The organism is Rhodoferax sp. SPJ21 (genome assembly GCF_058216335.1).
Genome location: NZ_JBYZMO010000003.1, coordinates 235,652 through 258,752 on the forward strand (window position 1 = coordinate 235,652; position 23,101 = coordinate 258,752).

The 23,101-nt window shown below is 64.5% G+C and carries 15 protein-coding genes; 11 read left to right on the plus strand and 4 right to left on the minus strand.

Annotated features, from left to right (window positions below; all coding sequences use genetic code 11):
• Positions 1-273: 273 nt before the first annotated feature.
• Complete coding sequence (locus tag AC4BBN_RS16470; RefSeq protein WP_490593085.1) at positions 274-762, plus strand: GNAT family N-acetyltransferase; 489 nt, start codon at positions 274-276, stop codon at positions 760-762.
• A gap of 9 nt (positions 763-771) precedes the next feature.
• On the opposite strand, the gene hrpA is transcribed toward AC4BBN_RS16470, so the two are convergent.
• The gene (hrpA, locus tag AC4BBN_RS16475) at positions 772-4,767 is read right to left on the minus strand and encodes an ATP-dependent RNA helicase HrpA (RefSeq protein WP_490593086.1); all 3,996 of its coding nucleotides are present in this window, start codon (positions 4,765-4,767) and stop codon (positions 772-774) included.
• A 173-nt stretch (positions 4,768-4,940) separates the two neighbouring features.
• Between hrpA and AC4BBN_RS16480 the strand changes: the two genes are divergently transcribed.
• From AC4BBN_RS16480 to AC4BBN_RS16490, 3 genes are all read left to right on the plus strand, one after another.
• Positions 4,941-6,911, plus strand: coding sequence for a methyl-accepting chemotaxis protein (locus AC4BBN_RS16480; RefSeq protein WP_490593087.1), 1,971 nt, complete (start codon positions 4,941-4,943; stop codon positions 6,909-6,911).
• Positions 6,912-6,969: 58 nt separating this feature from the next.
• Positions 6,970-7,527: a hypothetical protein gene (locus AC4BBN_RS16485; protein ID WP_490593088.1), complete on the plus strand. Its 558-nt coding sequence runs from the start codon at positions 6,970-6,972 to the stop codon at positions 7,525-7,527.
• A gap of 410 nt (positions 7,528-7,937) precedes the next feature.
• Complete coding sequence (locus AC4BBN_RS16490) at positions 7,938-8,132, plus strand: hypothetical protein (protein WP_490593089.1); 195 nt, start codon at positions 7,938-7,940, stop codon at positions 8,130-8,132.
• 587 nt (positions 8,133-8,719) lie between these two features.
• On the opposite strand, the gene AC4BBN_RS16495 is transcribed toward AC4BBN_RS16490, so the two are convergent.
• On the minus strand, positions 8,720-9,964 hold the full coding sequence (locus AC4BBN_RS16495) for a winged helix-turn-helix domain-containing protein (RefSeq protein ID WP_490593090.1): 1,245 nt from the start codon (positions 9,962-9,964) through the stop codon (positions 8,720-8,722).
• A 195-nt stretch (positions 9,965-10,159) separates the two neighbouring features.
• On the opposite strand from AC4BBN_RS16495, the gene AC4BBN_RS16500 reads away from it, so the two are divergent.
• From AC4BBN_RS16500 to AC4BBN_RS16530, 7 genes are all read left to right on the plus strand, one after another.
• Positions 10,160-11,587 carry a sensor histidine kinase gene (locus AC4BBN_RS16500; RefSeq protein WP_490593091.1) on the plus strand — a complete coding sequence of 476 codons (1,428 nt, stop codon included), beginning with the start codon at positions 10,160-10,162 and terminating at the stop codon, positions 11,585-11,587.
• On the plus strand, positions 11,580-12,167 hold the full coding sequence (locus tag AC4BBN_RS16505) for a hypothetical protein (RefSeq protein ID WP_490593092.1): 588 nt from the start codon (positions 11,580-11,582) through the stop codon (positions 12,165-12,167). The genes AC4BBN_RS16500 and AC4BBN_RS16505 overlap by 8 nt, the downstream gene beginning before the upstream one ends.
• The gene (locus AC4BBN_RS16510; protein ID WP_490593093.1) at positions 12,164-13,573 is read left to right on the plus strand and encodes a sigma 54-interacting transcriptional regulator; all 1,410 of its coding nucleotides are present in this window, start codon (positions 12,164-12,166) and stop codon (positions 13,571-13,573) included. Before AC4BBN_RS16505 ends, AC4BBN_RS16510 begins: the two co-directional genes overlap by 4 nt.
• 175 nt (positions 13,574-13,748) lie before the next feature.
• Positions 13,749-15,281, plus strand: a complete 1,533-nt coding sequence (locus tag AC4BBN_RS16515; protein WP_490593094.1) for a glucan biosynthesis protein G — start codon at positions 13,749-13,751, stop codon at positions 15,279-15,281.
• 23 nt (positions 15,282-15,304) lie between these two features.
• Positions 15,305-17,410 (plus strand): glucans biosynthesis glucosyltransferase MdoH, encoded by a 2,106-nt coding sequence (gene mdoH / locus AC4BBN_RS16520; RefSeq protein WP_490593095.1) that lies wholly within the window; start codon positions 15,305-15,307, stop codon positions 17,408-17,410.
• 68 nt (positions 17,411-17,478) lie between these two features.
• Positions 17,479-18,828, plus strand: a complete 1,350-nt coding sequence (gene argA, locus AC4BBN_RS16525) for an amino-acid N-acetyltransferase (protein ID WP_490593643.1) — start codon at positions 17,479-17,481, stop codon at positions 18,826-18,828.
• Positions 18,829-19,047: 219 nt separating this feature from the next.
• A complete protein-coding gene (locus AC4BBN_RS16530) occupies positions 19,048-21,423 on the plus strand; it encodes a diguanylate cyclase domain-containing protein (protein ID WP_490593096.1) in 2,376 nt (791 codons plus the stop codon).
• On the opposite strand, the gene AC4BBN_RS16535 is transcribed toward AC4BBN_RS16530, so the two are convergent.
• Both AC4BBN_RS16535 and AC4BBN_RS16540 read right to left on the minus strand, forming a co-directional pair.
• The gene (locus tag AC4BBN_RS16535; RefSeq protein WP_490593097.1) at positions 21,424-21,927 is read right to left on the minus strand and encodes a disulfide bond formation protein B; all 504 of its coding nucleotides are present in this window, start codon (positions 21,925-21,927) and stop codon (positions 21,424-21,426) included.
• A 49-nt stretch (positions 21,928-21,976) separates the two neighbouring features.
• Positions 21,977-23,095 carry a sulfate/molybdate ABC transporter ATP-binding protein gene (locus AC4BBN_RS16540; protein ID WP_490593098.1) on the minus strand — a complete coding sequence of 373 codons (1,119 nt, stop codon included), beginning with the start codon at positions 23,093-23,095 and terminating at the stop codon, positions 21,977-21,979.
• Positions 23,096-23,101: the final 6 nt, after the last annotated feature.

Consider the following 23,101-nt stretch of genomic DNA (forward strand, 5'->3'; position numbering starts at 1 on the left):
TCATAAATTGATGGGCCGCCGGGCGAGCCCCCTGGTACACCGCAGCGTGTCCTGGGGGTATGCGCCCGGCCTGCTGCTGCAGCACCAGCAGCGCTACAGGCAAAACGGTGACGGTACCATTGTTGTGTCTACCCCCAGGATGGCCGCAAGCGAATTCAAACCCCTGAGCTGCGGAATTGCAGACGCTCTCTGACTGGGAGCACCCCACCCAACCTGCGGGAAATTGGGGCCGACCTGACGCCCGGGCCACCACCCGCCACACACAAGAAAACAATGCACTCTTCTCAGCTCACCATCCGAGCCGCACAGGCATCCGACGTTCCCCACATCCTCGCAATGATCCACGAGATGGCGGAATTCGAGCACTTAACCCATCTGCTGAATGCGTCCGAAGAGCAGTTGGAAAACGACCTGTTCGGCCCCCGTCCAGCCGCCGAATGCGCAGTCGCCACGGTAGACGCGCAGCCCGTAGGCTACGCTGTTTTTTTCCACAACTACTCCACCTTTCTGACGCGCAAAGGCCTGTATCTGGAAGACCTGTACGTCAAGGCCGATGCGCGCAGCCTGGGCGTGGGCAAGGCCCTGCTCAAGCACCTGGCCAAGCTGGCCTGCGAGCGCCAGTGCGCACGTTTCGAATGGAGCGTGCTGGACTGGAACACCGCAGCCATCCAGTTCTATGAAAAGCTGGGGGCCAGCGTGCTGCCCGACTGGCGTACCTGCCGCGTCACCGGCGACGCACTGCAGGCCATGGCACAGGACTAAAACGCCGCGTCAGGCCCCCAGCTGCGCCCAGGCCTTGTCCAGCCGCTTGGCGCTGACCGGCTGCGGGGTCTTCAGCTCTTGCGCGAAGAAGCTGACGCGCAGCTCCTCCAGCAGCCAGCGGAACTCCTGCATGCGCGCGTCAAGCACGCCTTTGCGCTCGGCCACCAGGCGCCAGTAACGCTGCTCCTGCGGGCGCAGCTCGGCCAGGCGGGCGGTGTCACGGGCCGGGTCGGCGCGGTATTTGTCCAGCCGCGCGGTGATGGCTTTCAGGTAGCGGGCGTAGTGCTGCAGCGGGCCCCAGGGCGTGTTGGCCAGGAAGCGCTTGGGCATCAGCCGCGCCAGCTGCTGGGCAGCGTCGGCGGTGGCGTCGGGTGCGTTCTTGGTGTCCTTGATCTTGCGGGCGGCGGTGGCGTATTCGGTCAGAATGGTCAGGGCCAGCCGCGCCACCTCGTTGGCGATCAGGGTCAGGCGGCCACGGCCTTCGTCGATACGGCGCTTGAAGTCGGCATCAATGGTGGGCAGCGGGTCGAGCAGAAAGGCCCTGTCCAGCGCCACGTCGATGATCTGGGCACGCAGCTCTTCAATGGTGCCGCCGCCTGAGCCGTCGGCATTCTTGCCCACCTGCATGAACACCACGGCCATTTTTTGCAGGTCGGGGATGTTCTTTTCCAGGTACTTCAGCGCGTCCTTGATCTGCAGCGAGAACAGGCGACGCAGGCCGGCGCGGTGCTTGGCGGCGGCCACTTCGGGCTCGTCGAAGACCTCGATGGTGACGGCATCACCCGCGTCGATCAGGCCGGGGTAGCCGATCAGCGTCTGGCCGCCCTTCTGGATTTCCAGCAGCTCGGGCAGCTCGCCAAAGGTCCAGGCGGTGTAGCGCTGGTTGGCCGGGGTGGCAGGCTTTGCTGCGGTTTTTATAGCTGCTTGCGCAGGCGCTACCTGCGCTGCAGGCTGATTTTCTTTAGAAACTGGTTGGGCGGCGGCATTGCTCGCCATCTTCAAACCGGCGAGTGCCTGGAAGGCCCCGCGCGCCTGCGCGCCCAGCTCGGACTTCAGCGCGCCCAGGTTGCGGCCCGTGCCCAGCTGGCGGCCATGCTCGTCCACCACGCGGAAGTTCATGAACATGTGCGGGCTGAGCATGTCGGCCTTGATGTCGGCCCGCACCACGTCCAGCGAGGTGGCGGCGCGCACCAGCTTCAGCACCGCATCGACAAGGGTGCCGTGGCCGAACAGTGCGGGCGCGTTCAGCGTCTCGGCCATCTTGGCGGCGGTGTCGGGCAGCGGCACCAGGCGCGAGCGCGGGCGCTGGTGCAGGGTTTTGATCAGCGCCTGGATCTTGTCCTTCAACATGCCGGGCACCAGCCATTCGCAGCGCTCGTCGTTCACCTGGTTCAGCACGAACAGCGGCACGGTGACGGTCAGGCCATCTTTCGCGTCGCCGGGTTCGTGCAGATAGGTGGCCAGGCAGTCCACACCGCCCAGGCGGATGGTCTTGGGGAACGATTGCGTGGTGATGCCGGCGGCCTCGTGGCGCATCAGCTCCTCGCGGGTCAGCATCAGCAGCTTGGGGTTGATCTGCTGCGCGTCGCGGTACCAGCGCTCGAAGCTGGCGCCGCCGTACACATCGGCCGGCAACTGCTGGTCGTAGAAGGCGTAGATCAGTTCGTCGTCCACCAGCACGTCTTGCCGGCGCGCCTTGTGCTCCAGGTCTTCCACCTGCTTGATCAGTTTGAGGTTGGCCGCCAGGAACGGGAACTTGCAGTCCCATTGGCCCTGCACCAGCGCTTCGCGGATGAAGATTTCCCGCGCCCCCACCGGGTCCACACGGCCAAAGTTGGCACGCCGCCCGCTGTAGATGACGATGCCGTACAGCGTGGCCCGCTCCAGCGCGGTGACCTCGCTGGCCTTCTTTTCCCAATGCGGGTCCAGCAGCTGTTTTTTGAGCAAATGGCCGGCCACCTGCTCGACCCACTGCGGCTCGATGTTGGCAATGCCACGGCCAAACAAACGCGTGGTTTCCACCAGCTCGGCCACCACGATCCACCGGCCCGGCTTCTTGCGCAGGTGCGCGCCAGGATGGCGGTGGAACTTGATGCCGCGCGCACCGAGGTACTCGGTCTGAGCGACCTCGTCGCCCTCGGTCTTCCAGCCGATATTGCCCAGCAGGCCGGACAGCATGGACAAGTGAATCTGCTCGTAGCTGGCCGGCGCAGTATTCAGCCGCCATTTGTGCTCGGCCACCACGGTATGCAGCTGGCTGTAGATGTCGCGCCACTCCCGCACGCGGCGGATGTTGATGAAGTTCTGCCGCAGCAGCTGCTCGTATTGGCGGTTACTGAGCTTGTGGCGCGGGGAGCCCTCACCCCGGCCCTCTCCCAGAGGGAGAGGGAGTGGACCACCCGACTTGCCCCCTCTCCCGCCTGCGGGAGAGGGTTGGGGTGAGGGTGCATTCGGCTGCCCGCCCCGGGCGTCGTTGATCCACTTCCACAGGTTCAAATACCCGCTGAACTCGCTGCGGTCGTCGTCGAACTTGGCGTGCGCCTGGTCGGCCTGGGTCTGCAGGTCCATGGGGCGGTCGCGCACGTCCTGCACGCTCAGGGCGCTGGCAATCACCAGCACCTCGTCCAGCGACTGGCGGGCGCGGGCTTCCAGAATCATGCGGCCCACGCGCGGGTCGAGTGGCAGCTTGGCCAGCTCCTGGCCGGTGGGGGTCAGCTCGTTCGCGTCGTCCACCGCGCCGAGTTCGGCCAGCAGCTGGTAGCCATCGGCAATCGCGCGGCCCTGGGGCTTCTCTAAAAACGGAAAGTCTTCGACGATGCCCAAGTGCAACGACTTCATGCGCAAGATCACGCCGGCCAGCGAGCTGCGCAAAATTTCGGGGTCGGTAAAGCGCGGGCGACCGTTGAAGTCCTGCTCGTCGTACAGGCGTATGCAGATGCCGTTGGCCACGCGGCCGCAGCGGCCGGCGCGCTGGTTGGCCGAGCTTTGGCTGATAGGCTCCACCAGCAGCTGCTCCACCTTGCTACGGAAAGAATAGCGCTTCACGCGCGCCGTACCTGCATCAATCACGTATCGGATGCCGGGCACGGTGAGCGATGTCTCGGCCACATTGGTGGCCAGCACAATGCGTCGGCCACCGGCGTGGGCGTCGAAAATGCGGTCCTGCTCGGCTGGGCTGAGGCGCGCGAACAGCGGCAGCACCTCGGCGCTGCGGAACACCGGCTGGTGGCTCACATGCTTGCGCAGGTGGTCGGCGGCCTCGCGGATTTCACGCTCGCCGGGCAGGAAGATCAGGATGTCGCCCGCGTTGTGCGGATCGCGCCAGAGTTCGTCCACAGCGTCGGCCATGGCCTCGTTCAGGCCGTAGTCACGGCTTTCTTCGAACGGGCGGTAGCGCTGCTCCACCGGGAATGTGCGGCCCGACACCATGATGACCGGGGCCGGGCCCTTTTTGGACTCGAAATGCTTGGCGAAGCGGTCCGCGTCGATGGTGGCGGATGTGACGATGATCTTCAAATCCGGCCGGCGCGGCAGTATCTGGCGCAGATAGCCCAACAGAAAGTCGATGTTCAGGCTGCGCTCGTGCGCCTCGTCGATGATGATGGTGTCGTAGGCATTCAGCAGCGGGTCGGTCTGCGTCTCGGCCAGCAAGATACCGTCGGTCATCAGCTTCACGGAGGCATCGCGCCCCAGCCGGTCCTGGAAGCGCACCTTGAAGCCGACCACATCGCCCAGCGTAGTTTTCAATTCTTCGGCAATTCGCTTGGCCACCGAGCTCGCGGCAATGCGGCGCGGCTGGGTGTGGCCGATCAGCTTGCCTCGCTGGCCTTCGGGGCAGTTCAGTTTGCCGCGCCCCATGGCCAGGGCGATCTTGGGCAGCTGGGTGGTTTTGCCGGAGCCGGTTTCACCGCAGACGATGACCACCTGGTGGGCGGCAATGGCGGCTTCTATCTCTTCGCGCCGTTCTGAGACGGGTAGCGAAGCGGGGAATTCAATTTTCAACATATCCGGCGATTATCCCGGCCCGCGCCGAGCCCTGCTGCGGGCAGGGCGTACTCCCAATGGTGGACGTGGCGTAGATACAAGCCGAGGCACATCCGCTATGGTGTTCTGCCCCGCACAAATGTCGCGTTGGCACTTACACCTCTACTGTGGAACACCACTCCAAGGATTTGCCGATGACGCTGCTACACCGACTGGGTTTGGGACAAAAATTCATCATTCTCGGCCTGATCGCGCTGGTGATGCTGGCAATCCCATTTGGCCTATATATACGCCGCGCCTTTCTGGACAGCCAGGCCGCCCAGCGCGAAGCCCGGGGCGGGCCTCCCCTGGTAGCGCTGAACAAGGTCATACAGCTCACTCAAATGCATCGAGGCATCTCCCTCGCCATGCTCAGTGGCAACGCACAGCTGGAAGCCCGGCGGCCAGCCGTGCGTGATGCGCTTGCGCAGGCCATGGACAACCTGGCCGCCGCGCTGCAACGGGCCGACACCTCGCCGCGCCTGCAAACCCAGTGGAGCGAAACCCGGCAGCTCTGGCAGGACCTGGAACAACGTGTTACCCAGCATGCCGTCAAACCCCAGGACAGTACCCGCCAACACACCCAGATCGTAGGAAGCGAGTTGCTGCTCAGCGACGAGCTGATGGCCGAGTTCGGCCTCAGCACCGACCCCGAGGCTGACACCCACTTTCTGATCCAGGCCAGCCTGGTGAATATGCCGCGCCTCGCTGAAAGCCTGGGCATCATGCGCGCGACGGGCTCGGGCTTTCTCACCCAGACGGTGCTGCCGCCCGAAGGCCGGGCCAGCCTGACCGCACTAAAGGGCCGCGCCATCGAAGCCCAGGCCGATATGTTCCGTAACATCCAGCGCGCCGCCGACGGCAACGCCCAGTTCAAAAGCGTGCTGACCGCCAAGGCCGAAAGCGCCCGCGCAGCCACCAACACCGCCCTGGCCCTGGCCGACCAGGCGCTGCTGGACGCGGCTGAAATCAAGGCCTCTGCGGCCGACTACTTCGACACCTTCAGCCGCGCCATCGACGGCCTATTTGAATTCAACGCCCTGGCCATGCGAAGCATGAGCGACGCACTGCAGGACCGGGCCAACACGGCGCAGCGCGCCAGTTGGGCTCTGGTGGCCGGTTTGATCGTCGGCCTGATGGTCACCACCACGCTGGCGCTGGCCTTTGTGCGCAGCATCACCGGCCCGATTGCCGAAGCTGTGTCGGTGGCCCGCGCGGTAGCCAACAAGGACCTGACCGTCGCGGTACCCGTGCGCGGCAGCAACGAGCTGGGCCAGCTGATGCAGTCGCTGGACACCATGCGCAGCCACCTGGACCACGTGGTCACCAAGGTCCGCGAGGGCTCGGAAGCCATTGCCATGGCCAGCAGCGAAATCGCCCAGGGCAATAACGACCTGTCGGCCCGCACTGAAAGCCAGGCCAGCGCGCTACAGCAAACCTCGGCCTCCATGGAGCAGCTCAGCTCCACTGTCCACCAGAACGCCGAGAACGCGCGCCAGGCCAACACCCTGGCCGGCAAAGCCAGCGCAGTCGCCCACCAGGGCGGCAGCGTGGTCGCCCAGGTGGTCGAAACCATGAAGGGCATCAACGACGCCTCGCGCAAAATCGCCGACATCATCGGCGTGATCGACGCCATCGCCTTCCAGACCAATATCCTGGCGCTGAACGCGGCCGTGGAAGCTGCCCGCGCCGGCGAACAAGGCCGAGGATTTGCCGTGGTGGCGGGCGAAGTCCGCCTGCTGGCCGGGCGCTGCGCCAGCGCCGCCAAGGAAATTCGCGGCCTGATCCACACCAGCGTGGAGCGCGTCAGCAGCGGCTCCAGCCAAGTGGACCAGGCCGGCAACACCATGCAGGATGTGGTGCGTAGCATCCAGCAAGCCACCACCATCATGGGAGAGATCAGCCTGGCCAGCGCCGAGCAGAACGCCGGCGTCTCCCAGATCGGCGAAGCCATCATGCAGATGGACCAGGTCACCCAGCAGAATGCCGCGCTGGTGGAGCAGATGGCCGCCGCCGCCAGTGCGCTCAAATCCCAGTCGCGGCAGCTGGTACAGGAAGTGGCCAGCTTCCGCCTGCAGGAGCGCATCGGGCAGGCCCAGCCAGCCCATCCCCGGCTGACGCTTTGAGCCACGAGGCGGCCAGCAGGCCGCAGCGGAGATACTACGGTAAACCACCGGCGGCCCCATGCGCTTGATAAATCACTACCTACCCCACTACCAGTTCCAGGAAAAGCACCAGCTGCTGACCCACGCCACGCCCGCCGCCCTGCTGGACACCGCGCTCCGGCCCGAGATCAGCGAAGACCCGTGGACCCGCCGCTTCATCCAGCTACGCGAGTTGCCCGACCGGGTATGGGGCGCCCTGGGTGGCCGCAGCGGACTGCAGCAACAGCCCGCGTTTGGCATCCAAAACTTCACGCCACTGGGCCGCGACGAAGACCAGGAAGTCGCCATAGGCCTGGTGGGCAAATTCTGGCAGGCCGACTATGGCCAAGTCCCAATTGGCAACGCCGACACCTTTGCGCAATTTGCCGAGCCTGGGTTTGCCAAGCTGGTACTGAACTTCAGCGCCGAAGCTGCAAGTGACGGCAGCACCTGGCTGCGCACCGAGACACGGGTGTTTTGCAATGACCAGACTTCGCTGCGGCGGTTTACGCCGTATTGGTGGTTGATTCGACCGGTGAGTGGGTTGATACGGATGCGGCTGCTGGCTCGGATTCGGAATGCGGCGCAGGCTAAGTAAGAATGTCCGACGTTGAAACTGGGCGTAGACTTCACTGCCTGCAAACGGCCAATTGCGGACATACGTCGTGGCCGCCGGTCGATTGATCACCGCAGTCATCTTGTAAAGTTTTCGCGGGCTTCCCCGCCTGCCTTGACCAACGCCTGCGCGGACTGATCCGTCGAACTCGCCTAGCGATCGAGCGCAAGCCGGTCTCCGCGGGTTTACTGGGGACTTGCGCTCGGTGAGGTCCCGGCCCCGCGCTGCCCCACCCATGGTAAAGTGAAATCCTCATTGCTCTCAGGAGGCATAAGGCTGGACCCGACGGCCAAGGACAAGGTCATAGTGCGCGGCAGGCTCACCAACCAAAACCCGGTGCAGTACATCGCACGACCCCAGTTCCTAAACCGCAAGCCGCTACGAAGCGGCCCTTGAGCGATACCAAGCCAACCAAAAAGCAGATCACCGTCACAAAGAAGGAGGTTCCCATGATCCGTTACAACGTTTCGTTTGACACTAAGCTGGAAGCTTGCTTCCGCAACCCTCTGCGTGCTGTGGCCCTGTCCGCATGTTTGGCCGTCGCGACAGCAGGTGAAGTTCACTCGGGTCATCCTTATGCCCCTTGAAGTAGAAAATGGGAAAAGGGTCAGCGGCGAGCTGGCCCTTTTTTTTCGATGACAGAGAAAGTCCTCATCCTCGCACCTGACGACTTCGACGAGCTGGATGTGGAGATTGAACTGGTTGCTTAATTCCAAGACTTAATCGGCAGCGACCTTGAATCTGCCCTCGAAACCGATGTTTGGGAACTCGATCTACGAACGCATTTCATCTAGGCTGAAGTCACCGACGTATCCACCGAAGCGGGCAGAATTGTCGTCTTCTGTGATGTGACCTTCGACGCCTTCGTAGTTACCGACATCAGAACTACGCCGGGACGGACGAAAGGCACATTGTCGGTAGCAGAGTAGGTGAAAGCTGGGTCTTCGACAAGTACACACCGCGCCTTCCACGCGACACAGTGTGCGAGTTTTAGGAAGCCTGCATCCAACGCTTGAGCAGTGCGAATCTCTGAACTGAGGACGGACGGTAATCTTTGAAGAGGTCATCGCTTCCACTTCGGAATTTCTTACATCCGATTGAAGGCCACTTCCTGCCATGATGTCCGCTCTGGGCCCTAAGCCGACTTCCACTTTGGTACCGCACAAAGGCTAGGCTAAGCTACCAACGCCCCACGCAGCCTCTCCCCCACCCCCTCCGGCTCCATCCTCCCCACCCGAACCTCCGGCGTGCCATGCCAGTCCGCACAGCGCTGGATCGCATCTGCCACCGCCCGCACCGCCGCGTCACTCAGCTTCACGCCATCTTCCAGAAACAGCGCCTTCACCTCAAACACGCCCTGCGCGCGGTGCGCCTTGGCGTCTAACCGGCCGATCAGCGCGCCACGGTAAAGGATGGGCAGCACGAAGTAGCCGTAGGTGCGTTTTTCTTCCGGCGTGTAGCACTCGATGCGGTAGTCGAAGCCGAACATCGCCGAGGCGCGTTCGCGGTCCCAGACCAGCGGGTCGAAGGGTGATAGCAGCGCGGTGTGGGTGGCGCGCAGCTGGCCGGCCTGGGCAGACTGCAACAGCTCGGCGTGCTGCCGGTGTACGTAGCCAGGCAGCGCCCAGCCTTGCACCTCGACACGCTGCACCACGCCCTGCTCCACCAGCGCGTCCAGGTCGGCGTCTTTCAGGCGTGGCTTCTGGCGGAAGTAGTCGTGCACCCAGCGGGCCTGGGTGATGCCCAGGGCAAGAATGGCTTTCTCGGTGAAATACTGGTGCACGGCGGCGGCTTCGGGCAGCACGGCGTCGGCCAGGTGCGGGTGCACGCGGTGCGCCAAGTCGTAGACGCGCTGGAAGCTGTCGCGGCGCTTGACCATCAGCTCGCCGCTGGCGAACAGGGCCTCTAGCCAGCGCTTTTCGTCCTTGCGGTCCCACCAGCCGTTGCCGGTTTTGCCGTCTTGCCGGGTGAAGTCGGCTGAACGTACCGGGCCGTTGCTGTCAATATGCGCCAGCAGGGCATCCAGGTGGGTGCGATGGCTGGCCTGTATGGATTTGCCATTCTGCAGGCCCCAATGGCGGCGCGTGTGCTGGTTGTAGCTGCGGTGTAGCAGCAGGTCTGCGGCGGGAGCGAAGCAGGCTTCATGGGCCCAGGTTTCGAACAGATGACCATCGGCCAGGGCTGCGTCCAGCCAGGCCTGCGGGTAGGCGCCTAGCCGCGAGAAAAGCACCAGGTAGGGGCTGCGCGCCACCACGCTGATGGTGTCTATCTGCAGCAGCTGCATTTGCGCGATGCTCTGGCGCAGCGCCAGGGGCGTGGCCTTGCGGCGCGGCGCGGCCAGCAGACCCTGGGCGGCGAGTTGCAGATTGCGTGCCTGGGCCAGCGCCAGGGGCTTCGTCAGTAGAGGGTCGTGTGGCATGGCGAACAGTCTATATCGCTACTATTTTTATAGCTACTTGCGCAGGTAATACATGCGCCAGAGGCCTAAAAGGCTTGAAACCCCAAAGGCGCTGCAACGGCGGCTACAGGCCATTACATCTTCAGATGCTGCAGTGCAGCACCGGGTTTTATACTGAAGCCACCCCTTCTTGTCGGGCTAATTGCCCCCCACGCCGTGACCCTACGCGCCTCCTTTCGCCAACTGTTGTTGCTGGCCTTTGTGCTGATTGCCGCACTGCTAGGCGCGGTGTCGCTCAGCGGCCTGCAGGCGCTGCAAGGCGTGCTAGCGCAAAGCCGGGCGAACGGGCAACAGAGTACACAGCTGAACTTGGCGACCCGCGGCCTGGCCGAACGCAGCACCGACATGGAACGCGCCGCCCGCCAGTACCTGGTGCTGGGCGATGACGCCTTGCGCCAGCGCTTCGACGATGCTGCCAACCAGGCCCAGGCCCTGCTGCTGCCCCTGGGCCAGTACCCGCCCACAGCCGCACTGGCCCAGCAGTGGCTGGCCTCGGCCGTGCGCATCCGCAGCCAGCTGGCCGATGACCGCGTGCCGCGCCCCAGCCGGGGCAATGCGGTGGCGGCAGAATTCCAGACGCTGGACGGCATCTCGCGCGGCCTGTCGCAGCAGGTGCAGCAAAGCATTGCCGAGCACAACCAGCAGGTGCAAAACGCGTTGGAAGAACAGCGCAACCGCCAGGTGCAGCAGGTGCTGGTGGCCATCGTGGCGGCAGCGGTGGCGGCACTGGCGTTTGGCTTGTGGCTGACGCGCCCGCTGCGCCGCCTGGGCCAGTCCATCGTGGCGCTAGGTGAAGGCCGGCTGCAGCAGGCCATACAAATACACGGCCCGGCCGACCTGGCCAGCCTGGGCCGTCAGCTGGACTGGCTGCGCCTGCGGCTGACCGAGCTGGACGAAGACAAGGCCCGCTTTCTGCGCCACACCTCGCACGAGCTGAAAACCCCGCTGGCCGCGCTGCGCGAGGGCGTGGCCCTGCTGCAAGAAGGCGTGGGCGGCACCCTGGGCAGCGAGCAGGCCGAGATCGTGGCCATACTGCAGCACAACACCGGCGTGCTGCAGCAGCAAATAGAAGACCTGCTGCGCTACAACGCCGCCGCATTCGACGCGCGGCAGCTGCAGCGCCGCCCCACGGTGCTGCGCACATTGCTGGACGGTGTAGTGCAAGCCCAGCGGCTGAGCTGGCAGGCCCGTAGCCTGAGCGTGGCGGTAGAAGGCGACGCCACGCTCAGCCACCCGGTAGACCCGGAGCGCCTGGGCATGGCGCTGGGTAATCTGCTGTCCAACGCCGTGCGCTTCAGCCCCCCGGGGGGGCGCATACGCTGGTGGGTGGGCACGTTGAACAGCCAGGTGGTGTTAGAGATCAGCGACAGCGGCCCCGGCATACCCGAGGACGAGCGGGAACACATCTTTGACCCCTTCTTCCGTGGCCATATACAGCCACAAAACCAGCCACGCGGCAGCGGCATCGGCCTGGCCATCGTGCGCGAGCAGGTAGCCGCCCACGGCGGGCTGGTACGCGCCATGGCCAACACCGGTGGTGCCTGCTTTCAAATCGTTTTGCCTCTGGACACCTCACATGTTTAAGTTACTGATCCGCAATCTGAGCCTCTGGAGCCTGTGCGTACTGGTCGCCTGCAGCGCCACGCCAACCCTGCCGGTACAGCCGCAGCCAGCCAAGGTCCCCGTGGATACACCCGACCCCACGCCGGTGATCAAACTGGTACCCATGCCCTCGCCGCTAAGCCCGGCGGACCAGGCCGGCCGCCAGCTGCAGCAATGGCAGGATGCGCTGCGCTTGGCCGCCCCCGAGACAGCGTCCGGCTTTGCCTCCCGGCTGGCGGCCGAGCCCGCCACACCGGCCGGCATGGTGCATCTGGCCCTGGCCTGGCTGCACACCCGTACCCCCGGCGATGCCGCACGGGCGCAGGCCCAGTTGGAAGGCCTGGCCAATTCCACAGAACCCACCGCTGCGGCCTGGGCAGGCTGGCTGCCGCTATTGACTGCGCGGGCTGCTGAACAAAAGCGGCTGGAAGAACAAGTCGCCCGGCAAAGCCAGCAGCTGCGCGACAACCAGCGCCGCATAGACCAGTTGACCGAGCAACTGGAGGCGCTGAAGGCCATCGAGCGGTCCCTGGCGCCGCGCAGCATGGGGAAAGCGCCATGAGCACCACGGGCGGCAAGCCGCAGATCCTGGTGGTAGACGACGACCCCGACATGCTGCGCCTGCTGTCGCTGCGCCTGGGCGCCGCCGGCTATGCCGTCACCGCCGAAGTAGATGCCGAGGCCGCGCTGGCCCGGCTGGAGGTACTGCGCCCGCAGCTGGTACTGAGCGATGTGCGCCTGCCGGGCTTGGACGGCATGGGCTTGTTCGACGCCGTACAGTCGCGCTTCCCAGGCCTGCCGGTGATTCTGCTGACCGCCCACGGCAGCATCCCCGACGCGGTGGACGCCACGCTGCGCGGCGTGTTCAGCTACCTGACCAAGCCCTTTGACGGCAAAGAGCTGCTGGCGGCGGTGAGCCGGGCCCTGGCCTTGTCTACCGCCAGCCGCCCGGTGGCGGGCTCGGCCGGCGAGGCCTGGCGCGCCGAGATCGTGAGCCGCTCGGCGGTGATGGACGAGGTACTGGCCGAGGCGCGGCTGGTAGCGCCCAGCGACGCATCGGTGCTGGTACGCGGCGAAAGCGGTAGCGGCAAAGAGCTGCTGGCACGCGCCATCCACCGCGCCAGCCCGCGTGCCCACGGTGCCTTTGTGGCGGTGAACTGCAGCGCCATTCCCGAGGCGCTGCTGGAGTCCGAGCTGTTTGGCCACGTCAAAGGCGCCTTCACCGGCGCAGTGGCGCACCACCGGGGCTTGTTCCAAACAGCCAACGGCGGCACCCTGTTTCTGGACGAAATCGGCGACATGCCGCCTACCCTGCAGGTCAAGCTGCTGCGCGTGCTGCAAGAGCGGCAGATACGGCCCGTGGGTGCCCAGCAGTCGGTAGATGTGGACGTGCGCATACTCTCGGCCACCCACCGCGACCTGGAGGCCGCGCTGGCCCAGGGCGACTTCCGCGAAGACCTGTACTACCGGCTGAACGTAGTCACCCTCACCCTGCCCCCGCTGGCCGACCGGCGCGAAGACATCGCCCTGCTGGCGCAGCACTTTCTCCAGCGCCTGGCAAGCAAGTACCACAAGCCGGTGAAAGGCTTTGCCCCGGATGCGCTGAGCGTGCTGGCTACCGCCGCCTGGCCGGGCAATGTGCGCCAACTGCACAACGTGGTCGAGCAGGTCTGCGCCCTGGCCACCACGCCGCTGGTGCCGCTGGCCCTGGTGCAGCGCGCCCTGCGCGTGCCCACGGTGGAGGTGCTTGGCTTTAGCGAGGCGCGCAACCGCTTTGAACGCAGCTACCTGGTGGGCCTGCTGAAGCTGACCGACGGCCAGGTGGCCGACGCCGCACGGCTGGCTGACAAGAACCGCACCGAGTTCTACCGCCTGCTTCAAAAGCACGGGCTGACACCCGGCCTGTTCCGCGCCGAGCCGCCCGACGGCGAGCCTGAAAGCGGCCTGTCGCCAGCTGGCGACAGCTGATTTATCTTTATGAATCAATAGCTTGCAAGACGCAGGCGGATACCCGGGAGCATAGCTGTCGCTGATCAGCGACGCTTTTGGGCAAAAAATCTGGCTTCCATTTTTCAAAAATCATGTAAGCCATTGATTTTTAAAGAATTATTCCTGTGGCATAGGGTTTGCACCAGTACCGGCAATGACCTGTACTACACGCACATCTCTATCCGCCCTGCTGGTGCTATCGGCTCTAGCGGCACCCGCCACCTTTGCAGCGCCGCCACTGCGCACCGACTTCGACACGCTCGCAGAGCGCGCCCAAACCCTGGCGGCACAGCCCTACAGCCCGGTACCCAGCCAAACGCCGCAGGCGCTGCGCCAGCTCAGCTACGACCAGATGCGCGACATCCGCTTCAAGCCCGAGCGCGCGGCCTGGCGCGCCGAGCAGCTGCCGTTCGAGCTGATGTTCTTCCACCTGGGCAAGTACCAGACCGAGCCGGTACGCCTGCACGAGCTCACAGCCGAAGGCGAACGGGCATTTCGCTTTGATCCACAAAACTTCAGCTACGGCGCCAACGCGCTGAATCCACAAAGCTGGGGCGACATAGGCTACGCCGGCTTTCGCGTGCACTACCCCCTGAACAACCCCGCCTACAAGGACGAGCTGGTGGTGTTCCAGGGCGCCAGCTACTTCCGGGCGCTGAGCAAAGGCCTGCACTACGGCCTGTCGGCCCGTGGCCTGGCGGTGGACAGCGCCGGTGGCGGGCCGGAGGAATTTCCCCGCTTCACCGACTTCTGGATTGAACGGCCCGATACCAAGGCCCAGGCCCTGACCGTGCTGGCCCTGCTGGACTCGCCCCGCGTGTCGGGCGCCTACCGCTTTGAGATCAGCCCCGGTGGCACCACCAGCATGACGGTAAAGGCCCGGTTGTTCCTGCGCGCATCGCCGCAGAACCCGATACGCACCCTGGGCATTGCGCCGCTGACCAGCATGTTCAACTTTGGCGAAAACCAGCCCAGCCGCGACGACTTCCGCCCCGAAGTGCATGACTCCGACGGCTTGATGGTCGCCAGTGGCGAAGGCGAATGGCTGTGGCGCCCGCTGCAAAACCCGCGCAAGCCGCTGGTCACCTCGTTCACCACCCAATCGCCCAAGGGCTTTGGCCTGATGCAGCGCGACCGCAGCTTCAGCAGCTACGAGGACAGCGAAGCCAGCTACGAACGCCGGCCCTCCGCCTGGATCACACCGCTGGGCGACTGGGGCAAAGGCCGGGTGGAGCTGATGCAACTGCCCACGCCCGACGAAACCCACGACAACATCGTCGCCTACTGGGTGCCGGCCACTTTGCCCGCCCCCGGCCAGCCGCTGGACGTGTCATGGCGCGTGGACTGGCAGGGTGAAGCCCAGCAGCGCCCACCCCAGGCCTGGGCGACGCAAACCCGGGCTGGCCGCAGCTTTGCCGCCCTGGCGCAGAACGAGCAGCAATTCATCGTGGACTTCAACGGCCCGGCCCTGCCCGGCAGCGGCGAGCTGAAGGCCGTGGTCAGCGCCAACAGCAACGGCCACATCACCGAGCAGAACGTCTACCGCGTGGAAGCCACCGGCGCCTGGCGCCTAGCCCTGCGCGTCAAGACCCTGGACCCCGCGCGCCCCGTGGAACTGCGCGCCTACCTCACAGCCGGCCCTGACACGGTCAGCGAAACCTGGACTTACATCCTGCCTGCCCTATGACCACACCTGCACACACCTCCGGGATGCCTCCCATCCAACGCGGCTCCATGCCCGCCCAGGCCTGGTTGGGCTTTATGGCCCGCCTGCGTGGAGAGCAAGCTCCTGGCGACGCGCCCTGGCGCGCCAATGCCGCCCAATTGCAGCAACAAACACCCGCCTGGGAAGCGGCTGCCCAGCAACGCCGCAACTGGCTGCTGTTCTGGATTGCCGGTGCCACGGCCTTTGCCACCGCCCTGCTGTGGCGTGCCCAGCCCGGCGCGGGCAGTGACTGGTTGCTGGCGGCGCAACTAGGGCTGTTCGCGCTGCTGTTTGCCTGGGTGTCGGCCGGCACGGTGACCGCCGTAATGGGCTTCTGGGTCACGCTGCGCGGCGACCGGCATGCACTGTCGGCCCGCAGCGCGGACGGCATCACCCTGCCGGCAGACGCGCGCACCGCCGTCATCATGCCGATCTGCAACGAAGACGTGGCCACGGTGTTTGCGGGCCTGCGCGCCACCTGCGAGTCGCTGGTGAACGCCGGGGCCGAGCGGCTGTTTGACGTGTTTGTGCTGTCCGACACCAGCGACCCCGATCTGCGAGTGGCCGAGATGAGCGCCTGGCAAGACTTGCGCAGCCAGATGCAAGCCCATGGCAGCAAGCTGCAGGTGCACTACCGCTGGCGCCAGCACCGCACGCGCCGCAAGGCCGGGAACGTGGCCGACTTTTGCCGCCGCTGGGGCCGCAGCTACCGCTATATGGTGGTGATGGACGCCGACAGCGTGATGAGCGGCGACACCCTGGTCACCCTGGCCCGCCTGATGGAGGCCCACCCGCGCGCCGGTATCTTGCAAACCGCGCCGCGCGCCTGCGGCCACGCTACCCTGCATGCACGGGCACAGCAGTTTGGCAGCCGTGTCACCGGCCGGCTGTTTACCGCCGGCATGCAGTTCTGGCAGCTGGGCGAGGCCCATTACTGGGGCCACAACGCCATCATCCGCGTAGCACCCTTCATGCAGCACTGCGCGCTGGCCACCCTGCCCGGCACCGGCGCCCTGGCGAGCGAAATCCTGTCGCACGATTTTGTGGAAGCCGCCCTGATGCGCCGTGCGGGCTACGAGGTCTGGCTGGTGAACGACCTGGAAGGCAGCTACGAGCAGCAGCCGCCCCACCTGCTGGCCGAGCTGCAACGCGACCGCCGCTGGTGCCAGGGCAATCTGCAAAATGCCCGCCTACTGGCCGAACCTGGCCTGCGTCCGGTCCACCGCGCCATGCTGGCCACCGGCGCCATGTCCTATGTGTCTGCGCCGCTATGGCTGCTCTACGTCGTGCTGGGCGCCTGCCTGTGGCTGCACGACAGTGAGTTCCAGCCCTGGTCCCACCATGGCGTGGTGACGCTGTGGGCGTCTACCGCGCTGATGCTGGCCCTGCCCCGGGTGCTGGGCCTGGCCGCCGTACTGTTGCGTGGCGAACAAGCCCGCTTTGGCGGCAGTCTGGCCCTGGTGGGCAGCACCGTGCTGGAAGCCGGTCTATCGATGCTGCAAGCACCGCTGCGCATGGCGGCGCACAGCCTGTTCGTGGTAGGTGCGCTAACGGGCTGGCGCCTGGAATGGACCTCGCCCCCGCGCGAAGCCAATGACCTGCCCTGGGCCGATGCAGCACGGCGCTTTGGCCCCCTGGGCCTAGGCGTGCTGTGCCTGCTGGCCTGCATTGCCGCCATCTCGCCCGCCACTGCGCTGTGGCTGTTGCCCATGGGCCTGCCGCTGCTGCTGGCCGTACCGTTCACCGTGCTCAGTAGCCAAAGTGGGCTAGGCCAGCGCATGCGCAATGCCGGCTGGCTGCTGGTGCCCGAGGAGACCCAGTCCCCGTCGGTGCTGAAGCAAGCCTGGGCCTATGCCAAAGACAGCCATGTGCGCACATCCGCCGGCAGCTGGCTGGCCGACCTGCCGCGTCTGGCCAGCCTGGCTCTGCAAGCCCTGGGCCCCCGCCACACCGGACTGGGCCTGCGCGGCGAGCACCGCCGCCAACGCGTGCGCCAACTGGGTCGCCAGGGCCACGCCGTACAGCAAGCCGCAGAAAAAATGCGCTTTTTGAACGAGCCGCATAGCCTGCGCATGCTGCATGCCGCCCTGGTAGGTGCCCGCGTGCGCTGATCGAGAAAAAGCAGCGGGGCTGGCCCCGCTGCAACAGAGGCTTTCATGCACAATCACGCGCCATGACCATGACCTCTGTTTTCAACTTCACCTTCGTGCCCTGGTTCCGTTCCGTGGCACCGTACATCCACAAGTTTAGGAACCAGACCTTTGTGGTGGGCATCGCGGGTGAGGCGATTGCAGCGGGCAAGCTGCCCAACCTGGCACAAGACCTGGCCATGATCCAGAGCATGGGTGTAAAGATCGTGTTGGTGCACGGCTTTCGCCCGCAGGTCAATGAGCAGCTCAAGGCCAAGGGCCACCCCCCCAAATACGCCAACGGGATCCGCATCACCGACGAAGTTGCGCTGGACTGCGCGCAAGAAGCCGCCGGCCAACTGCGCTACGAGATCGAGGCGGCGTTCAGCCAGGGCCTGCCCAATACGCCGATGGCAGGCGCTACCATCCGGGTGATTTCGGGCAATTTCATCACCGCCCGCCCGGTCGGCATCGTGGACGGCATCGACTTCCAGCATTCCGGCCTGGTACGCAAGGTAGATATCGCCGGCATCACCCGCGTGCTGGACATGGGCGCCATGCTGCTGCTGTCGCCCTTTGGCTTCTCGCCCACTGGCGAAGCTTTCAACCTGACCATGGAAGAGGTAGCCACCTCGGTCGCCAGCGCCTTGCAGGCCGATAAGCTGATCTTCCTGACCGAGGTGCCCGGCATCCGCATGCATCCGGGCGAGCCCGAGAGCGAAGACAACCCTATCGACACCGAGTTGCCCCTGGCCATGGCCGAAAAACTGCTGGCCGAACTTCCCGCCGCCAATGTACCCACCGACACCGCCTTCTACCTGCAGCACTGCGTGACGGCCTGCAAGTCCGGCGTGGAGCGCAGCCACATCATTCCGTTTTCGGTCGATGGCGCCATCCTGCTGGAGGTGTATGTACACGACGGCATAGGCACCATGGTGGTGGACGAAAAACTGGAAAGCCTGCGCGAAGCCTTGGTAGACGATGTGGGCGGCATCTTGCAGCTGATCGAGCCTTTCGAAAAAGACGGCACCCTGGTCAAGCGCAGCCGCACCGAGATCGAACGCGACGCCCATATGTACACCGTGGTGGAGCACGACGGCGTGATCTTCGCCTGCGCTGCCCTCTACCCCTACCCCGAGGCCCACACCGGCGAGATGGCCGCGCTGACGGTATCGCCCCAGGTACAAGGCCAGGGCGACGGAGAAAAAGTGCTCAAACGCGTGGAGCAGCGCGCCCGCGCCGCCGGCCTACAGAGCATTTTTGTGCTGACCACCCGCACCATGCACTGGTTCATTAAACGCGGCTTTGTGCAGGTGGACCCCGATTGGCTGCCCGAAGCCCGCAAGCGCAAGTACAACTGGGACCGCAAGAGCCAGGTGCTGGTCAAAAAACTGAGTTAGCGCTCCTCAGGGCGGGGGGGCGATTCGGTGGCACGTGGCCGTCTATGGCGCCCGAAACGTCGGAAACTGATAGAAATTAGTTGCATTTAGCCGTGCGCCCAGCCGAGCCTGGGTACACAATGTGCTAGCAAATACCCCTTTGCGGGTTCTCTGACCACCGCCAGGACGTTCTATGCGCCGCTACGGACACCGTGACATGCATGCGAAGGGCCTCGCACCATGAGGCAAACGGCTCCGCACCCCTCGGTGACGGACTCCCGCCTGAACCGACGCCACGCCCAGGAATGGTGGGCCATGGCACTGGCGCTGCTGGTTTTGCTGGGTACGATGGCCTGCAAACTCTGGCGGGAACACGGGCTGAACCGGGAAAAAGAATTCGACCGCCTGCAAACCCAGGCCCGCGTGGTGGACGAAAACCTGATCCGCCAACTGCAGGGGGTGAACCGAGCCCTGGCCGGCCTGCGCTACGACCTGTACTACAGCGACCACCCCGGCGAAACTCCCAATATGAGCCGACGCCTGCAGCTGTTGGCCGACGCCATGCCTGGCGTGCGGGACCTGTCCATACTGGACAAATCCGGCATCGTCATCGGCAGCAACAACAAGAGCGCATTGGGCGCCGACCTACACCAAAGCCCGTATTTCGAAATTCCCCAAGCCAGCCCGGACTACGCGGCGCTGTATATATCGCCCAACTACCTACCCAGCTCCGGCTTCTATGCGGTGGGAGTCAGCAAGGCCGTATCCGAGGTGGATGGGCAATTCATAGGCCTGATCAGCGCCACGCTGGAGCCAAGCTATTTCGACACCGTGATGCAGTCGGTGCTCTATGCGCCCGACATGACCGTGAGCATCACGCACAACGATGGGCGGGTGTTCATCATGATTCCGCCCAACGTCAAATCCCTGAACACCAACATCAACGTGCCGGGAGCATTGTTCCACCGGCATGTCCAGTCTGGACAGACCATAAGCCAGCTGGTTGGCCAGTCAAAGGTGCTGGGCGACCAGCGCATGCTGGTCTTTCGCAATATACAGCCCGCAGAGTTGCGCATGTACGCGCCGCTGACCGTCTCCGTGAGCCGAAACCTGGCCGAGGTAGACGCCATCTGGTGGGACGAAGCCAAGCTGAACCTGGGCCTGCTAGCGGCATTCGGCACGATTGCCTGCATAGGCCTGGCCTATATCCACAAGCACCGCCGGGCCATGCACCTGGCCCATATTGAGATACAGGAAGCCTTGAAGGAAACCGCCCAGCGTTTTGAATTCGGCCTCAAGGGAGCGGACCTGGGACTGTGGGACTGGAATATGGCCAAGAACACCATGGTGTTTAGCGACCGGCTCTGGCAGATGCTGGGCTACCAACCCAACGAAATCCTGCTGCGGGGCGGCCTGTGGTGGCAGCTACTGCACCCGCAAGAGCTGCCCGTTTTGCGTGCCGCATTCATCGCCCACATCAAGGGTCATAGCCCGTCTTACAAGCTGGAGCACCGCGTGCGCCACAAGGACGGCCACTGGATCTGGGTACTGGACCACGCCATGGTCGCAGCGCGCGATGAAAAAGGCCGCGTCACCCGCGTGCTGGGTACGCACATGGATGTGTCAGAGCGCAAGCAGGCAGAGGCACACCTGGCGGCTGCCACGGCCTTGCAGCGGCGCACCGGCGAGATCGCCAAGATCGGTGGTTGGGAGTTGGACCTGTCGAACATGTTGCAGACATGGACGCCGGAGGTCTTTCTGATCTATGACCTGTCCGTGGGCACGCCGCTCTCCCTGGATGAATCTCTGAACTGCTACACGCCAGACTCCCGCCACAAACTGGAGCAGGCTATGGCGGAAGCTATACGCTACGGCACGCCCTGGGCCCTGGAGCTGCAAATGACAACCACCGCCGCGCGCCAGGTGTGGGTGCATTCCCATGGCGAGGCCATCGTGCAAGAGGGCCACACCGTGCGCCTGGAAGGAACCTTGCAGGACATCACCGAACGCATGCAGTTCCAGGCCGAGCTGCAGCGCGCCAACGAACAGCTGGCCGAACTCAGCGTGACCGACGGGTTGACGGGCGTGGGCAATCGGCGTTTCTTCGACCAGTGCCTGGCGTCCGAGTGGGCGCGCAGCATGCGCCAGGAGCAGTCTCTGGCCTTGCTGATGATAGACATAGACCATTTCAAGCTCTACAACGACGCCTATGGCCACCTGAGCGGCGACAACTGTCTGCGCGAGGTAGCACGCATTCTGAACACCTGCATCTGCCGTCCAGGCGAATTGCTGATGCGCTATGGCGGTGAAGAATTTGCGGTCTTGCTGCTGGACACCGATATCGCTGGCGCCACCGTGGTTGCGCGGCGCTGCCTGGAGCGTATACGGCATGCCGGCCAGCCGCACAAAAACTCCCCTACGGCCAGCCACGTTACTCTGAGCGTGGGCATTGCCAGCGTCATACCGCACAAGGACATTTCAGAACAAGACCTGCTGGAACAGGCCGATGCAGCCTTGTACGAAGCCAAGCGCCAGGGCCGCGATCGCCATATGTGCGCAACCCAGGGGCCACCGCCTGCGCCTGGCCCCAGCCAATCCGAGTTTTATCTGGGCTGATCAGGCCTTGAGCTTACGGCCCAGGAACACCAGGGCCAACAGGATGATGGCGACAAAGCAGACAAACGACCAGTTAGCGATGGAGCCTCCCAGGAAGGTCCAATCCACCACCGTGCAATCGCCGCCGCCCTTGAAGATCATGGGAATGGCGCGCTGCAGTGGGAAGGTTTCAATCATCCCGTAGAGGTCGCGCCCGCAAGTGGCCACCTCGGGCGGATACCACTGCAGCCAGCTCTGGCGCGCAGCCACGAACGCGCCGAAACCCGCTACCAGCAGCACCAGGAACACGCCAGAAACTTGCAAGCTTTTTTTGCCGCTGGCGCTGGTAATACCTGCGATGATTGCTACTAAAACAAGAGCATATCGCTGGACGATGCACATGGGGCAAGGCTCCAAGCCCACCACATGCTGCAGGTACAGGCCGAAGGCCAGTAGGCCGATACACACCACGCTGACTCCCAACAGCACACGGCGTGGGGCGGCATCAATCCAGGACAACAACATGCATAGCTTTCAAAAAATGCGCCCTGCGGACGCACCCCTTGGGGCTACATCACGCTGGCGCGGACTCCACAAACACTTTGGCGCGGCGTGGTGTCACCACCAGCGTGTCGCCCTCTTGCAAACCTAGAACCCGGAACTGCTCCGCAGGCAACTGCGCTTCCACCAGGTTATCCAGCGTATTGTCCACGGCTTGGTGCTGCTCCAGCGGCGTTAGTTCCAAACGGGCGATGGGACCGATCACCAATGCGCGGGTCAGCTTCACCACCATGCCCAGCGGTTTGCCGGCCGCGTCCAGGCCTTCACCCTTCACGTAGCGCTGCACCTGGATGTCGTGGGGGCGCACATAGGCAAAGGCCTTGGCGTCTTGCGCGTCAGGATGCTCTGGCGCCTGGATCTTGATGCCTTCCAGCTGTACCTCGCCCTCGTGGGCGCGGCCATGGAACAGATTCACATCGCCCAGGAAGCCATACACAAAGGGGCTGGCCGGGTGGTCCCACACGTCTTGTGGCGAGCCGATCTGCTCGACCTTGCCCTTATTCATCACCACCACGCGGTCGGCCACCTCCAGCGCTTCTTCCTGGTCGTGGGTCACGAAGATGCTGGTCACGTTCAAGTCATCGTGCAAGCGGCGCAGCCAGCGGCGCAACTCCTTGCGCACCTTGGCGTCCAGCGCACCAAAAGGCTCGTCCAGCAGCAAGACTTTGGGCTCCACCGCCAGTGCGCGCGCCAAGGCAATGCGCTGGCGCTGGCCGCCAGAGAGCTGGCTAGGGTAACGGTTGGCCAACCAATCCAGTTGCACCAGGCCCAGCAGCTCATGCACCTTGGCCTTGATCGCCGACTCGCTGGGGCGCAGGCTACGGGGCTTCATACGCAGACCGAAGGCCACGTTCTCAAAGACCGTCATGTGGCGGAACAGCGCGTAGTGCTGGAACACAAAACCGACCTGGCGTTCACGAACATGTACATCGGTGGTGTCTTCACCAGAGAAGTGGATGCTGCCGGAGTCAGGCGTTTCCAGCCCGGCGATGATGCGCAGCAGCGTGGTCTTGCCGCAGCCCGAGGGGCCGAGCAAGGCTACCAACTCGCCGGACTGGATGTCCAGGCTGACATCGCCCAAGGCAGTGAAGCTGCCAAACTGCTTGTGGATATTGCGGATTTCGATGCTCATAACAGG

Coding starts and splice junctions, on each gene's coding strand:
- AC4BBN_RS16470 (WP_490593085.1), top strand. CDS start 274: ATGCACTCTTCTCAGCTCACCATCCGAGCCGCACAGGCATCCGACGTT.
- AC4BBN_RS16485 (WP_490593088.1), top strand. CDS start 6,970: ATGCGCTTGATAAATCACTACCTACCCCACTACCAGTTCCAGGAAAAG.
- argA (WP_490593643.1), top strand. CDS start 17,479: ATGACCTCTGTTTTCAACTTCACCTTCGTGCCCTGGTTCCGTTCCGTG.
- AC4BBN_RS16505 (WP_490593092.1), top strand. CDS start 11,580: ATGTTTAAGTTACTGATCCGCAATCTGAGCCTCTGGAGCCTGTGCGTA.
- AC4BBN_RS16530 (WP_490593096.1), top strand. CDS start 19,048: ATGAGGCAAACGGCTCCGCACCCCTCGGTGACGGACTCCCGCCTGAAC.
- AC4BBN_RS16540 (WP_490593098.1), bottom strand. CDS start 23,095: ATGAGCATCGAAATCCGCAATATCCACAAGCAGTTTGGCAGCTTCACT.
- AC4BBN_RS16510 (WP_490593093.1), top strand. CDS start 12,164: ATGAGCACCACGGGCGGCAAGCCGCAGATCCTGGTGGTAGACGACGAC.
- hrpA (WP_490593086.1), bottom strand. CDS start 4,767: ATGTTGAAAATTGAATTCCCCGCTTCGCTACCCGTCTCAGAACGGCGC.
- AC4BBN_RS16480 (WP_490593087.1), top strand. CDS start 4,941: ATGACGCTGCTACACCGACTGGGTTTGGGACAAAAATTCATCATTCTC.
- AC4BBN_RS16495 (WP_490593090.1), bottom strand. CDS start 9,964: ATGCCACACGACCCTCTACTGACGAAGCCCCTGGCGCTGGCCCAGGCA.
- mdoH (WP_490593095.1), top strand. CDS start 15,305: ATGCCTCCCATCCAACGCGGCTCCATGCCCGCCCAGGCCTGGTTGGGC.
- AC4BBN_RS16515 (WP_490593094.1), top strand. CDS start 13,749: ATGACCTGTACTACACGCACATCTCTATCCGCCCTGCTGGTGCTATCG.
- AC4BBN_RS16535 (WP_490593097.1), bottom strand. CDS start 21,927: ATGTTGTTGTCCTGGATTGATGCCGCCCCACGCCGTGTGCTGTTGGGA.